The 14,438-nt window shown below is 43.4% G+C and carries 11 protein-coding genes and 1 pseudogene; 9 read left to right on the forward strand and 3 right to left on the reverse strand.

What is annotated here, in order from left to right; translation table 11 throughout:
* Positions 1 to 121: 121 nt before the first annotated feature.
* Positions 122 to 1,798: a DNA polymerase III subunit epsilon gene (gene dnaQ, locus H4W00_RS06725; RefSeq protein WP_209956810.1), complete on the reverse strand. Its 1,677-nt coding sequence runs from the start codon at positions 1,796 to 1,798 to the stop codon at positions 122 to 124.
* A 392-nt stretch (positions 1,799 to 2,190) separates the two neighbouring features.
* Here dnaQ and H4W00_RS06730 point away from each other — a divergent pair, with 392 nt between their 5' ends.
* A complete protein-coding gene (locus tag H4W00_RS06730) occupies positions 2,191 to 2,748 on the forward strand; it encodes a hypothetical protein (protein ID WP_209956811.1) in 558 nt (185 codons plus the stop codon).
* Positions 2,749 to 2,854: 106 nt separating this feature from the next.
* Complete coding sequence (locus H4W00_RS06735; protein ID WP_209956812.1) at positions 2,855 to 3,163, forward strand: hypothetical protein; 309 nt, start codon at positions 2,855 to 2,857, stop codon at positions 3,161 to 3,163.
* A gap of 127 nt (positions 3,164 to 3,290) precedes the next feature.
* Here the strand turns inward: H4W00_RS06735 and H4W00_RS12720 are convergent.
* Positions 3,291 to 3,395, reverse strand: a pseudogene (locus H4W00_RS12720) (YkvA family protein); the annotation flags it as partial.
* 808 nt (positions 3,396 to 4,203) lie between these two features.
* Between H4W00_RS12720 and H4W00_RS06745 the strand changes: the two are divergent.
* Entirely contained in the window at positions 4,204 to 5,478 is a 1,275-nt protein-coding gene (locus H4W00_RS06745) for an LD-carboxypeptidase (protein WP_209956814.1), read from the forward strand.
* Positions 5,479 to 5,517: 39 nt separating this feature from the next.
* On the opposite strand, the gene H4W00_RS06750 is transcribed toward H4W00_RS06745, so the two are convergent.
* Positions 5,518 to 6,408: a LysR family transcriptional regulator gene (locus H4W00_RS06750; protein WP_209956815.1), complete on the reverse strand. Its 891-nt coding sequence runs from the start codon at positions 6,406 to 6,408 to the stop codon at positions 5,518 to 5,520.
* Between the two features lie 185 nt (positions 6,409 to 6,593).
* Here H4W00_RS06750 and H4W00_RS06755 point away from each other — a divergent pair, with 185 nt between their 5' ends.
* From H4W00_RS06755 to H4W00_RS06780, 6 genes are all read left to right on the forward strand, one after another.
* Positions 6,594 to 6,983, forward strand: coding sequence for a RidA family protein (locus H4W00_RS06755; RefSeq protein ID WP_209956816.1), 390 nt, complete (start codon positions 6,594 to 6,596; stop codon positions 6,981 to 6,983).
* 96 nt (positions 6,984 to 7,079) lie between these two features.
* Positions 7,080 to 8,558: an aldehyde dehydrogenase family protein gene (locus H4W00_RS06760; RefSeq protein WP_209956817.1), complete on the forward strand. Its 1,479-nt coding sequence runs from the start codon at positions 7,080 to 7,082 to the stop codon at positions 8,556 to 8,558.
* A gap of 120 nt (positions 8,559 to 8,678) precedes the next feature.
* On the forward strand, positions 8,679 to 9,668 hold the full coding sequence (locus H4W00_RS06765) for a membrane dipeptidase (RefSeq protein WP_209956818.1): 990 nt from the start codon (positions 8,679 to 8,681) through the stop codon (positions 9,666 to 9,668).
* Between the two features lie 176 nt (positions 9,669 to 9,844).
* Positions 9,845 to 11,527 carry a BCCT family transporter gene (locus H4W00_RS06770; RefSeq protein WP_209956819.1) on the forward strand — a complete coding sequence of 561 codons (1,683 nt, stop codon included), beginning with the start codon at positions 9,845 to 9,847 and terminating at the stop codon, positions 11,525 to 11,527.
* Positions 11,528 to 11,631: 104 nt separating this feature from the next.
* Positions 11,632 to 13,353: a hypothetical protein gene (locus H4W00_RS06775; protein ID WP_209956820.1), complete on the forward strand. Its 1,722-nt coding sequence runs from the start codon at positions 11,632 to 11,634 to the stop codon at positions 13,351 to 13,353.
* Between the two features lie 55 nt (positions 13,354 to 13,408).
* On the forward strand, positions 13,409 to 14,134 hold the full coding sequence (locus H4W00_RS06780; protein WP_209956821.1) for a DUF3726 domain-containing protein: 726 nt from the start codon (positions 13,409 to 13,411) through the stop codon (positions 14,132 to 14,134).
* Positions 14,135 to 14,438 lie beyond the last annotated feature (304 nt).

Consider the following 14,438-nt stretch of genomic DNA (forward strand, 5'->3'; position numbering starts at 1 on the left):
CTATAATATAATGATATAGAAGTGATGACGATTGTTTATTCATAAGGGTGTGATGGTTGCTATCAGAGTCATTAAAAGCGTGCTGTATGCCTGGCAGTATCATAAGCCATTAGCAATTTATTCACTGTGATATTTTAGCCTGTATCTCAGGGTAGTCTGCTGCTAATGCGGTATACCAACTCTGATCGGTGGTCTGATCTACGGTAGATGCTAATAATAAAGACGCCAGCTGGGCAAAGTTAGCATGGGCAGTGGGCGCGCCGTCCGTTTGGCTGTCTTCTTCAATGGCGAGAGTGACCTGACCACCAGTCATTGCCAAATAGACTTCCGCTAAGATCTCTGAGTCCAATAATGCGCCATGGAAAGTACGGTCTTGCTTACCAACATTTAAGCGGCGTACCAGAGCATCTAGGGTGTTCTTTTGTCCAGGATACTGCTGTTTGGCCATTGCTAGCGAGTCGGTTACTTTTATCCGCTGCGCAAAGTCTGTGATGCCTGCCTTATTGAACTCCATCGACAAAAAGCTGATATCAAACGAGGCATTGTGGGCGATGATTTCTGCCCCATCCATAAACTCGTACAGTGATTTAGCGACTTGGTCAAAGGTTGGTTTGTCGGTTAAAAATGCTTCAGAGATCCCATGAATACGGATCACTACCTCATCCATGCTACGCTGCGGGTTGATATAGACATGTAGTTTTTCACCCGTGAATTTACGGTCAATCATTTCTACAATACCCACTTCAATAACTCGGTCGCCTTTAAGCGGATCTAAACCTGTGGTTTCAGTATCCATAATCAGCTGACGACTGGCTTCATGGCGATGAATGGGCTGTGGCAATAGTGGTCGAAAATGGGGATTAGCACGGCTGGTATCGCCGTCAAATTTTGGCGCATCATTCGGCGCGGCGGGCTCGGTAGTCTGTATTGAGGTATTGGTTGCTGGCATGGCTTTAGTACTCACTGGAGCGTTACTGATTGAAGCGCTGCTCATCGGCTGGGTCACAATGTTAGCTGTCACGTCATCATCTATAATATCATCATCTATAATATCATCATCTATAATATCATCATCTATAATGCCATCATCTATAATGCCATCATCTATAATGCCATCTGATTCATCGTCGATCATATTAAAGCCCAATGGATCATTTTTTAGCCAATCATCATCAGAAGTTATTCGATTATCGTTAGGCATTATTTGCTCTTTTTTTTTAGCAGAATCGTCCAGAGTTATGGTGACATTGGTTTTAAGCGCATCGTTATTTATATCGTTACCAATCAGTGCTTCACTACTGGAAGTCACACCAAGATTTGCCAGCTCATCGGCCTTTTCGTTACCAGGATGTCCAGCATGACCTTTGACCCAGTGCCAGTTAACGTCACGCGCTCGACGTAGCTCATCTAGTTGCTGCCATAAGTCTTGATTGGCAACTGGTTTTTTGCTGGCCGTCTTCCAGCCTTTTTTCTTCCAGTTATCGATCCAATCGGTAATACCGTTTTTAACATAGCTTGAGTCGGTCCAAATTTCAAGCTTTTGCGCCTGTGGGCTATGTTTAAGCGCTTGAATAGCTCCCATCAGCTCCATTCGGTTATTGGTAGTCTCGCTATCACCGCCATATAAATCTTGTGTACGCCCGTCGCTAAATATCAGATGCGCACCCCAGCCGCCTGCGCCTGGGTTGCCTTTGCAGGCCCCATCAGTATAAGCAATCGTCGCGTCTATTTTGGCTGCCATTGGATCAATAGCGTTATTTTTAGTGGCTTGTTGTACAGGCATATTGTGGTCTGACATAAAAACTCATTGGTCTAATAAAGGGTAAACGCGTAGTGGCATGAGAGGCTTGGTAGGCGTTAGGTAGCTACTGGTAATATATTTATCAGCTACTGATGACTGGGCTTGATTATAACAAATTCGTCGCCAAAATGGGCAATAGCAATGCATGAAATAGTATATCGACATATCAAAGTAGCAACGCGCTAATTTTCTGTTAAAATAAGTATAACTAACGGCGTTATCTATGGTTTAGCTGGCTTAAACCAAGGGTAATGACAGGGTCATAACAGGTACAGCGATAGATTTTGTCTAACATTTTATTAAAAAACTAGTTATGCCAAAACCGATCATTAAAACACTTCCAGTAAAGTCTTTCATAATACAGCTTTTTAACGCAGGATGACCATACCATGGCTTTACGCTCAGACGTTATGCGCAAAAAATTGACCCTATTGACTGTCTGCATCACTGCGAGCAGTGCACTATTTTTGGCAGGTTGTAATGATACTAGCACCACGGCGGTGGCTGATAAGGCGGCCACTACTGAACCGGATTTATCGGTGTTTGAAGGCTGTTATACCGTGAGTAATGATGAGCCCGCGCAAATAAAAGTCAGTGAACAAGATGGCACTTGGGTTATGCAAATGAAAGAGCCTGCTAGTGCCAAGCGTGTTTGGGATACCCCTGAGCGGTTAGAAGTGGTCGATAAGAGTCAAATACCTAAGTTTTTCTCTATTGACCCTGATAATGTCGATGCGGTTATTGCGCGCCCTGATAGGGTATTGGTCCTAGCACATGTTAAATCTGTTTATGCCAATATCGATCCGCTGCTTGATAGTGAGTATTTATCGTATATTTATAAAGGGGCCAATACTATTTACCGAGTAGATTGCGATGATATTAATACTGATATTTTAGCCAATCCACACGCCAATATGGTGATAGATAATGTGAATGACAGTGTCTAGCAGTAATGTACCGTCAATAATTTTTAGTTTGTGCTACCAGTAGCCTATAATTCGCAACGTAGCATGATATGACAGCAGTCATCTAGCAAATATATGGTCAGTGAATATGAATTTTTTTAGTTATGTCGTGTTAGGTGGGTTCTCTTATGCAGCGGGTTGGGCAATACGCACCTATGTGCTAGAAAAGCAACCTGCGCCAGAGCAGCCGTATAGTTTGAAGCATCCCACGATTTTAGGTTATATGGGTGGTTTCTTTATTATTATGCTGATTGTTTCGTGGATGATTGGGCGCTATGCACTCGGCCATGTCACCCTTGATCTACCCTTTATTATTATTAATAGTATAGTCGCCACCTTTGTTTATTCATTCAGCCTGAATCCAGAAAAAATACGTTACGATGTCCCTGATTCTTAGCAACAGTTAATCAAGGCAGTTAGGATTTTTTCTTTAAATCAGTAGACGTCTTGCCAGAAGGCTGATTCTTTTTCCAGGTCTGATACTTTTCTAGATCCTTTTTGATCAATTTCAAGCAAAAGGTCAAGACTAACGCATCATCAATATGGCCGATAATCGGAATAAAATCTGGGATGACATCGATAGGGTTGAGTACATATAATAAGCCAACGACCACTGCTGAGATAGTCTTGTAGGGTACATCACGATAGTTACCTTGGTAATAGTCTTTCACCAAGCTCATAAATAACATTAGGTCTTTACCAGAGCGCTCAAGATAACTGCTGTCTTTGAGCTTTTCTTTGAGCGTCTCTTCTTTGTTAATAATGTACTCAAGATCAGCATCCAGCATTTCATCGGTTTTTTTATTACCAGCCATTATCATTCTCCTAGTGTAATATTAATTATCTCATACTATAACAACAGTGTCAGCGCGCGCCATGTGCGGTGGTTGAGTGATTTGTTGTGCGTGGGTAGCAGTAACTGTTTATGATTAACTCTCAGTCTCTAATTTTAATAATAGCAAAAAGCCAACCATAAATCAGGGCTGCGCCATTATTTTTATTAGTAAGTCAGTTAAAGTGTCGTGTTTCAATTAGCAGGATATTAAAACAAAGCATTAAAACAAAGCATTAAAACAAAGCATTAAAACAAAGCATTAAAACAAAGCATTAAAACAAAGCATTAAAATACAGTGCTGAAAAAAACGGTTAGCAGCTAAGTCCCAAATATAAAATAGTAAAAACTAAGCTCTTAAATAAAAGCTCTTAAATAAAAGCTCTTAAATAAAAGCTCTTAAAAAATAAATTCTTAAAAAATAAATTCTTAAGAGAATGTTATTAAAGACAAAAGGTACAGTTAAAACACCTTAAAAACGCGACGGTACTGCTGGTATAAGCTTTTTGCAGCCTTTGTCTGCCTAGGCACAGCAAGCAAGAAAAATTTATGCCAGCAGTATGTTAGGTATCGATATTACTCTTCATTGACTATAGCAGTAGACTATGCCCCCGACCAAACAAGCTTTAGAGCAACTATCAATAGACTCAGCGGTAAAGTCTGAGCTTAGTCGCCGACAGTTCTTACGCCAAGTAGGTATAGGTGCAGGGGCAGGTTTGCTGGCAACTCAAGGTATCTCGCAGTCGCTAGCAGCTACAGGCATTAATGAAGATAGTAGCGCGCAGCTGACCAAAGATGACCTACCAAGAGTAACGGTTGAAGACAAACCGTCACCACAGGTGCTAGTGCCACGCGCACATTGTATAGTACCTAATATTGAGACTCGCCTATTTGCCAGCTCCAACGTGGGTAACAATGATGCACGTAACCAGTTGGCACTAGCGCGTATGGCATGTGCGGGGTTTAAGGTAGCTAACTCGGCTATCGTTAGTCGGCAATATTTGCGCTTTGCTGGGACGGACTCGCAGCGCGCTAGCGATCTACAAAATATTGCGACGGGTGCTATAGCTGTGCCCAAACTGCTGCTTGGCGTGCGTGGTGGTTATGGTGCGGTACGTTTATTGCCCATGATAGATTGGCAAACATTAGGGCGCATCATGCAAGAGTGCGGTACCATACTGGCAGGCTTCAGCGATGTTACCGCTATCCAGTGTGCGCTATTGGCGCAAGGGGGCATGAGTTCGCTTGCCGCCCCGATGCTCTATAGTGAGTTTGGCAAGAGTAATCCTGATAAGGTCAGTTGTCGGCAGTTTGCCGAAGCGTTAAGCAACCCAAATCTAACTATTGATGTTCAGAGTGCGGCATTGACCAGTCAGCAGTTACCCACCATTCTTGCGAGTGATGACTCTTATATAATGAGTCAGACCTTAACAGGTACTATTTGGGGTGGTAACCTCAGCGTGGTATCGGCACTGACGGGCAGTGATTATCTACCGCGTATTGATGGTGGTATTGTGTTCTTAGAAGATGTCGGTGAGCAGCCATATCGAATTGAGCGCATGCTATATGACCTGTATTTGGCTGGCGTGTTCAAGCGTCAACAAGCCATCGTATTTGGCGCATTATCGGGAGCAGGTGAAGACAGCTATGATGCTCGTTATGATGTGGCAACCGTTATTCGACAGCTTCATAAGCTAACTGGATTGCCTATTTATAATGGCATGAGCTTTGGTCATATCAGTAAAAAGCAAAGCTTTCCGTTAGGAGCACGTTGTCAGATCAGCTCTAACACTATCGGTGGCTATCGTTTGACTTTTTCTGATTATCCAACTATCAAAGCAGATAGCATTAATGTTGAAGGCTTGTGGCAGACAGTTTAGTTTTATATTGGATTAAAAGTAATAGTACTTGGTAGGACATCACAACAAGTAGTTCTCCTGAACATACTCAATACATAGCTCATAAAAAGCTTGAGCCGCTGGGGAAATGGATTTATTAGCCAATTTGAAAATACCAATTTGTCTATTTAAAGAAGGGTCGATTAAGCTTATCCAGATCAACTCAGGCTCATTAGATGGGAAGGCGAGTCTCGGCAAGGTCGTGATACCCAGATCGTTTCTTAATAATGCAAATAAGGAGGTGATATTTTCTATAGTGTAACGAGCTTTGCGGTTAAGCGCTTCTGCAGGGGTGTTTTCGAGCAGCTTACAGGTGCCATTGTAGATAAATGGCTGGGTCATGAGTTGTTCCCATTTTAGCCCTTGCGACTGACTTAATTTACTGTTCAGCTCATTGCTTTTAAGACAGACCACACCAATTGGATCTGATATGAGCAAGGTAAAATCAATATCTGTTTGATTAATACTGGTACAGTTACCCAGTGCTAAATCCACTTCACCCGTTAGTAATCGATTTGCCACACCAATAGAATTATCATCTATCAACACAATCTCGATATCGGGATATTTCTTTGAGTAGGCGACCAATACGCTAGGCAGTAGCTTGGTGACCAGCGATGGCACACTAGCAATTCTTATTTTGCCTTTATCCCCTGATGCTATGGCTTGCAAATCATCTGCTAACGCTTGATAAACACTCAGAAACTGCTGAATCTTGGGGACACAGCTTTCTCCAAAAGGTGTCAGTGTCGCTTTGTTGCCGACCTCAAACAAACGCTGATCCAGTGTTTTCTCAAGCTCTCTGATTGATGCCGATATCGCTGCTTGTGAGCGATTGGCACGATTGGCTGCCGCCCGAAATCCGCCTTCTTCTATCACAAATAAAAAATGTCGTAACTGCTGTAGTTTCATAGTGGTTAGCGCCTGTGTGCTTATTAATATGATCAGAAATACTATAATCTTAGTGATAGATTAAATCTATCATATTTAATATTTAATTGGTTAGATTAATCACTAACAAGGGCGTAGCATAAATGTCATACCAGATGAACGCTAAGAAATAATTTATAAAAACCTCATTCAAAGGAATTGAATCCATGACTACCCAATCAACCAAACAAGCGGTTAAAACGTCACTTTATGCATCTAAATCGCCCCTTGAGTGGGCAATAACTAGCAATGGCACGTTATATACTGCGCAAATTCCTATTGATGACAATGGAGAGGTAGTCGCTGGTGGTATCGAAGCCCAAGCGCGTCAAACGCTAAATAACCTGAAGCACACGCTAGAATGTGCCAATACCAGTATGGACTCGGTATTACAGGTATTAATCTATGTTACAGATCGCGAGTATCTAAAAATGGTCAATCAAGTCTACGCTGAATACTTTACTGCGCCCTATCCAAATCGAGCTGCCCTAGTCATATCAGGGTTAGCGCGAGAAGAGATGCTGGTAGAGCTAGTGGTTTATGCGGCAGTACCATAAAATTTAATAGCAGGTCACCTTTTACGCTTTAGTAATTTACAGATTTTATTTATCATTCAACTTTTTACTTGTAAGAAATTAACTGAGGACACGACTATGTCAGCCCAAGCATTATCAACCCAAGCACATAAGCAAGATCCACAAAAATCAATTTATATTAATGGTGAATGGCAAGCAGGTAGCGATACTATTGCTAACATTAACCCGTCAGATACTAGCGAAACCATCGGTAACTATTCCCAAGCAAGCAATCAACAAGTTGAAGATGCTATTGCTGCTGCTCGCCTAGCGCAGCCAAAATGGGAAAAAACCCCTATGGAAAAAAAGCAGTCAATTCTACAAGCGATTGGCGATGAGATGATTGCCCGTTGTGATGAATTAGGTACCTTGTTATCACGTGAAGAAGGCAAGCCTTTTGGCGAGGGTCGTGGTGAGATTTATCGTGCTGGACAGTTCTTTCATTATTTTGCCGCAGAAGTATTACGTCAAATGGGCGATATTGCTGATTCAGTACGTCCTGGAATCAAAGTAGAAGTCACCCGTGAGGCCGTCGGTGTGGTCGCTATTATCTCCCCTTGGAACTTCCCAACTGCCACCGCGGTATGGAAAATTGCCCCAGCCTTAGCCTTTGGTAATAGCGTCATTTGGAAGCCTGCTAACTTAACCCCAGCCAGTGCCGTGGCCATCGCTGAAATCATTCACCGTCAAGGCATGCCTGAAGGGACTTTTAACCTGCTACTAGGTGGTGGCTCAACGGTCGGCGATGCCTTGATTAACTCAAAAGACATCGATGCGGTCAGTTTTACCGGCTCTGTACCAACTGGCCGTAAAGTTGCTGCGGCAACCGCCCCTAACTTTGTGCGTTGTCAGTTAGAGATGGGCAGTAAAAATGCCTTGGTTATCGCTGATGATGCCGACTTACAACTGGCCATCGATTCGGCAGTTGCGGGTGCTTTTGGGGGTTCAGGACAGAAATGTACCGCCTCTTCACGCTTAATTGTCATGGATGGTATTCATGATGCTTTCGTTGAGGGGGTAGTGGCAAAAATGAAAACCTTAAAAGTGGGTCACGCACTTGATGAGGGTATTTTTATGGGACCAGTGGTTGATGATAAGCAGCTCGCATCGAACATGGACTGGATCGAAAAAGCCAAGCAAGCCGGTGCTCACTTAGCCTTTGGTGGCGAGCGTTTAGACATGCCGCATGAGGGTTATTATATGTCGCCAACCTTATTTACTGAGACTGATAGTAGCTGGGATATCAACCAAGAAGAAGTGTTTGCCCCACTGGCTTGTGTGATGCGCGTGAAGAGTTTAGAAGAAGCCATTGCTATGACTAATGACACCCGCTTTGGTTTGACTGGTGGCATCATTACGCAAAGCTTGCGTAGCAGTGCGATGTTTAAAGAGCAAGTACAAGCAGGCTGCGTCATGGTCAACTTATCTACTGCCGGTACCGATTATCATGTGCCATTTGGTGGCCGTAAAGAGTCAAGCTTTGGCCCACGTGAGCAAGGTCAATACGCTAAAGAGTTTTATACCATTGTCAAAACAGCTTATCAAAAAGCGTACTAAGAGTCAGTTAGAAAAACATGCTAATAGTGAAGTGTGGTTGGTAAAGTTTGTCCTAGCCACACTGTCTTGGTTTCGAAGTTAGCCGAATATATCTATAAGAAACATAAAAGGAATTTGAGAATGTACCAAGACCATATCGTCATTGATGGATTACAGTATAGCCATTGGGATCGTGACTATTTCAAAATGCTGCAAGCCAGCGGTATTCACGCGGTACATGCCACCTTGGTCTATCACGAAGATTCACGGCAGACTTTGACCCGCTTCGCTGAATGGCATGCGCGCTTTGAGCAAAATTCAGACCTCATTCTGCCTGTTTATTCAGTGTCTGATATTGAAACGGCAAAGCAACAGGGCAAAGTGGGTATCTTTTTTGGCGGGCAGAACTGTTCACCGATTGATGATGAGATTGGCCTTATTAGTGTGATGCGCCGCTTAGGTTTGCTCGTTATGCAACTGACTTATAACAATCAAAGCTTACTAGCAACCGGTTGCTATGAGCAGAATGATTCCGGTGTTACTCGTTTTGGTCAGCAGGCGATCGCAGAGATGAATCGGGTCGGTATGATTATTGATATGTCGCACAGCGCTGAGTTCTCAACGCTTGAGGCAATCGAGATGTCCACGCGACCTATATGTATCAGTCATGCCAATCCGACTACTGCGCATGAAGCATTGCGTAATAAGTCTGATGCCGTTATCAGCGCTTTAACCAAGGCAGGCGGGCTATTAGGTTTCAGTCTATACCCGTTCCATTTGCCCAATGGTAGCGCTTGCACGCTTGCAGATTTCTGTAGGATGATTGCTGATTGTGCGGATAAGTATGGGGCTGAGCATTTAGCGATTGGTAGTGACTTGTGCCTCAATCAACCACAAGCAGTACTTGAGTGGATGCGTAATGGTCGTTGGTCAAAAGCGATGGACTATGGCGAAGGCAATGCCAATAATTCAGGCTGGCCGGATACGCTACCCTGGTTCGCTGGCAAGGACGGCATGGAGAATATCTATAACGGACTGCTAAATCATGGTTTCAATGACCAGGATGCTGGAAAAATTATTGGTCAGAACTGGTTCAATTTTCTTGAGAGTGGTATAAAACCCGTCGCTTAAAAACCTTTATGCTACAAGCATAGGCAGTATTCATTATTGTATAAGGTTAAAGGTCATTTAAAAGGTCATTTAGATCATCGAAAATTAACGTGTGGTCAGGCAAAGTAAGGCAAGGAAAAGCTGTTTAGATGCACCCCTAATTTAAATAATGTAACGCTATCATATGGAGCCACACCATGGCCGATTTAAAGGGATTTAACCGAGACAATGAGCAAGGACGCTCGCATAATGCTGGTAAAGCAGGCGGCGCTTTGAATCCTGTAGAAGACACATCTGATACTTTAGGACTCAAAAACCCTGCATTTTGGTACAGCGGCGGGTTTATTATCGCCTTTGTTCTTATGGCGATCTTTGCAGAAGAACAGCTAGCCCAAGTAGTCAATGCAGGCTTTGTTTGGTCAGCCAAAATCTTTGGCCCTTTTTGGCAAATCTTACTATTAGCGACTTTTATAATTGCTTTAGCAGTCGGGGCTGGCCGCACTGGGCGGGTTATTTTAGGTAATCTACCCAAGCCTGAAATGGACAACTTCAAATGGATGGCGATTTTATTTTGTACGCTACTGGCTGGTGGCGGCGTCTTTTGGGCAGCCGCTGAACCCATTGCGCATTTCGTTTCAGCACCGCCTTTATATGGTGAATCAGCTGATCTACAACAAAGAGCGTTCAATGCGCTATCACAATCATTTATGCATTGGGGATTTTTAGCCTGGTCGATCGTCGGTAGCTTGACCGCCATTGTGGTTATGCACTTACATTATGACAAAGGCTTGCCGCTCAAACCTCGCACGCTTCTGTACCCCATGTTTGGTGAACGGGTGCTTACCGGTCATACCGGCGCAATTATTGATGCTTGCTGTATCGTCGCGGTGGCTGCCGGTACTATCGGTCCCATTGGCTTTTTGGGTCTACAAACCAGCTATGCCCTCAACACCTTATTTGGTATTCCTGATACGTTTACCACTCAACTTATCATTATCATATTTGCTATTGCCCTTTATACCCTCTCGGCGATTAGTGGGCTTGCGCGTGGTATGCAAATACTCAGTCGCTTTAACGTCATCCTAGCAGTAGCATTGATGTTATTTATTCTAATATTTGGGCCCACCAACTTTATTGTCAATGGCTATATTCAAGGTGTTGGCACTATGATCCATAACTTTATCCCGATGGCAACTTATCGCGGTGATGAAGGTTGGCTTGGTGGTTGGACGGTATTCTTTTGGGGTTGGTTCTTGGGTTATGGCCCGATGATGGCAATCTTTATTGCTCGTATCTCCCGTGGTCGTACCATTCGTCAGCTGATCACAACGGTCTGTATTATTGCCCCACTAGTCACTTGCTTTTGGTTCACGGTGGTTGGTGGTTCAGGCCTAGCATTTGAGATTGCCAATCCGGGTAGTGTCAGTACGGCTTTTGAAGGCTTTAACCTTCCTGGTGCGTTGTTAGCAATCACACAGCAGCTGCCGTTTCCTTTGATTACTTCCTTACTGTTTATCATTTTGACCATGGTCTTTATTGTGACTACCGGTGATTCAATGACTTATACCATCAGTGTGGTTATCAGTGGTGAGCACGAGCCCAACGCTATGATTCGCACCTTTTGGGGCATCATGATGGGGGTAACGGCTATCGTTCTAATCTCGCTTGGTGCAGGTGGCGTGACTGCTTTGCAATCCTTTATCGTCATTACCGCTGTGCCGGTGTCTTTTATTCTGCTTCCATCGTTGTGGAATGGCCCAAAAATTGCCCAGCAAATGGCTTACGACCAAGATCTTTATCGTCCTAACCGGGTCGAGACTAATCATCGCATCGCTGAGGAAAAGCGTACCAAAGAAACCGTTACCAAAAAGATCGACTAAGCGAGTTATTAATATAGCCAATAATTTATTTGCCGATTAACGCTATTAGCTACAGGCATCAAACAAGTTGTTGGCTTAACCCATTATTTAAGGTGGTAATTAACATGCAACACAGCCCATTAATCAATAATAATTCAGTCAATAACAAGCTAGACGCAGTCAGCTTACGTACCCCTGATTCTCGCACTCCGGATGTGGTGATGCATTCTGAGCGATTAGGTGCAATGCACCAAACCCGTATTAGCTTTGTGCGTACGTTACTGCGTAAAATTGACAAAGAGAGCTGGACGTTGAGCAAACATCTTTGGGATTTAGATAAAGATGGTTATGGGCAAGTTATTTATCGCTTACAAACCCCTGAACACGTTTATCACTTGGTGGTGTTCTGCAATCAGATCGCTGATGAGGAGCGTAATGATCGCGTGATTGCGCAAAAGTGGGACGTTACTTTTGCTCTAGTCTATGGCGAAATAGGCGAGGAGCTGCTGGCCAATCTAAAAGCCAACGTGCCGCTACAAGAAGCGGGCCGCAACTCTAATATGGTCATGGTGCTCGCGCGTGCCAATAAAAGTGTCCGGGTTTTTGATCATATTGTCAGCTCGCTTGCCGATGGACAGCAGCCTGACCTTGATGTGTTGGCACAAGTGGGTTATATCCTGCGTACCACTGCGGTCTATGGCAACGGTAAATTTGGTATTTTTGACTTTAAGCCTTTAAATCATAGCGAAGATTTTAACCAGTCTTTTCGCGCGCAGATGTGTGCGGTTTATTTGCTGCGAGAATTCAGCCTTGATTGGGTTGATTATTTGGCTGAGCAAAAGGGTGGCAGCAAGGCAGTCAGCTTACATCCAGAAATTAAGCGCTATTTAGGTATTGGTAATGCCACTGGCCTTGGTATGGCGCCTTATTTAATTAATCATCCTTGTGTTGTTGATCAATGGCTAAGCGCTCGTGAAAGTGGGCTACAAGCGGTATTGGTTTGTGATATTGAACCTAAAAAAGTAGCAATATTTACAAACCTAACGAGCCGTGCGATTCAGCACTTCTCTGAAGTGGTGACTATTAACGAGCCACAAATCGTACTAAATAGTAGGGTGGTTAATGAGTTAACGGCGTTACAGAACAATCTCACAACTAAACTTGAAGCCTGCATCACTTGGGCGGATTTTTTACAGCGTAACGATCATCTGAGTTTTGAGAGCCAAGAGGTCATGATCTCTTGCCTGATGGAGCTTTATCCTGAGCGCGTTGATCCATTTTCTGGGCAAGCCAATGCTGACGAGAGTATGTCGCTACCCAGTGGTAAGGTTGTTCAAGACCTTATCGCAGTATTAGAAGCGCGTTATCAGTGGGCAATCAGCATTGATTTTGCCGCAGTAGATAATGTCTATTGGTTTTGGTATCGCTCTGAGGATAAAGAGGAGCCAAGAATGGGCGTGCGTGGACAAGAACATGGCGATGACAAAGAGTTTCTATTGGATATTGGCAGACAAGCGAATAATTTGTACTTAGCATTACAACAAGCCGATTCGCAGCAACTTCTTTCTGAATTTATATTAAGCCAGCCAAAGTATCGTTCAATTGCTCGGCGTGTCTGGACCATGGGCCATAAAAAAATGGGTGATATCCAGATTAACGTGTTGCAAAAGACCGCATTACCGATGCATTTATTACGCTGTAAATTGTCTATGTTTGGTGCGACTAAGTTTGATCCTAGATCGGATCGCTGGGTACGAGTCACGCTATTCCAAGGGGCGCCTTTATTCAAGGAAGTACACAGTGATGAGTGGCTATTTCCTCTTTTACCAAAAATAAATAAGCTATAAATGCTGGATGGGCTGACACCATCACCTTCATAAGTGTCATAGAGAGGAGTAAGACATGATCGTATCGCATAATGAAATTGTAACGACAGTGAATAAAGCCTTTTTGGGCATGCAGCGTGAAGTAGGTGAGGCTGATTTGATTGCTTCTATGGTGGCAGAGCTACAGATGGCGGGCCTCAATGGTATCTTACACTTTAATAATGCCAGTCCTTTTATCCTATCTGAACGTGATGTCGCTATTGATATAGTCTCACAAGGCGAGAGTGAAGTCCGCTTAGATCTACATGGCAGCAGTCTGGTCTGTCATCTACCGGTAGTGATGGACTATGCCCTTGAAAAAATGGGCAAGCGCGATCATTTTAAAATCTATTTGCACAACTGTCACAATCGCTGGTTGGCCTATAGCGAGTTGGTAAATCTCGCTGCAAAAGGTATTGCTTGTCTGGCCAAATGGGATAATGGCAGCGCACCCAAGCATACAATATTTACTTTAGATAAAAGATTTGTTTATCCTGATCTGTACTTTTTTAATGAGGTACAGAACAACTATAGTACTAATGATATGGTTATTGAGCTGTCGACCGCTAACTTTGATATCGAAAAAGACATTCAACATTTTGATCGTAAAGTATCAACAGATGAGCTGTTTGCAACCCATCAACGTGCATGGAAAGAAGGGATCTATGTCTGCGATGAGCAGTGGGCGACACTCAAAAAAAGTGCCGCTGCGATTTTGGTAGAAAATAGCGAGGCATCAAGTAAAGGGGCAGGGGGCGTATAGACTATAAAAGGGCTTTCAATAATGGGTCTAGAGCGATCTTAAGTATAGAATTTAATGATTTGAAAGTCTCAATGTATATGAATATGTACCTGGTAGCGACGTTAAGACATGCTCACAGGATGATAGGTTCATAGCATGATAATTATTTATATTAAAATAGTATAAAAAAACAATTACATCAAACCTGAAACCCATCATACTACTGTGCTTGAATTAATCGTCTGCGACAAACTCGTGGTAGAGCTGAATTTACAGCTTTCGACCCTATATTGGAATCATACTGTAGATTCAACGACCCACGTAC

It is taken from the genome of Psychrobacter sp. PL19, assembly GCF_017875835.1.
In the GTDB taxonomy this organism is placed as follows: Bacteria; Pseudomonadota; Gammaproteobacteria; order Pseudomonadales; family Moraxellaceae; genus Psychrobacter.

Excerpts from the sequence above, each read along its gene's own strand:
- H4W00_RS06750 (WP_209956815.1), bottom strand. The coding sequence starts at position 6,408 with ATGAAACTACAGCAGTTACGACATTTTTTATTTGTGATAGAAGAAGGC.
- H4W00_RS06765 (WP_209956818.1), top strand. The coding sequence starts at position 8,679 with ATGTACCAAGACCATATCGTCATTGATGGATTACAGTATAGCCATTGG.
- H4W00_RS06755 (WP_209956816.1), top strand. The coding sequence starts at position 6,594 with ATGACTACCCAATCAACCAAACAAGCGGTTAAAACGTCACTTTATGCA.
- H4W00_RS06745 (WP_209956814.1), top strand. The coding sequence starts at position 4,204 with ATGCCCCCGACCAAACAAGCTTTAGAGCAACTATCAATAGACTCAGCG.
- H4W00_RS06730 (WP_209956811.1), top strand. The coding sequence starts at position 2,191 with ATGGCTTTACGCTCAGACGTTATGCGCAAAAAATTGACCCTATTGACT.
- H4W00_RS06775 (WP_209956820.1), top strand. The coding sequence starts at position 11,632 with ATGCAACACAGCCCATTAATCAATAATAATTCAGTCAATAACAAGCTA.
- H4W00_RS06780 (WP_209956821.1), top strand. The coding sequence starts at position 13,409 with ATGATCGTATCGCATAATGAAATTGTAACGACAGTGAATAAAGCCTTT.
- H4W00_RS06770 (WP_209956819.1), top strand. The coding sequence starts at position 9,845 with ATGGCCGATTTAAAGGGATTTAACCGAGACAATGAGCAAGGACGCTCG.
- H4W00_RS06760 (WP_209956817.1), top strand. The coding sequence starts at position 7,080 with ATGTCAGCCCAAGCATTATCAACCCAAGCACATAAGCAAGATCCACAA.
- H4W00_RS06735 (WP_209956812.1), top strand. The coding sequence starts at position 2,855 with ATGAATTTTTTTAGTTATGTCGTGTTAGGTGGGTTCTCTTATGCAGCG.
- dnaQ (WP_209956810.1), bottom strand. The coding sequence starts at position 1,798 with ATGTCAGACCACAATATGCCTGTACAACAAGCCACTAAAAATAACGCT.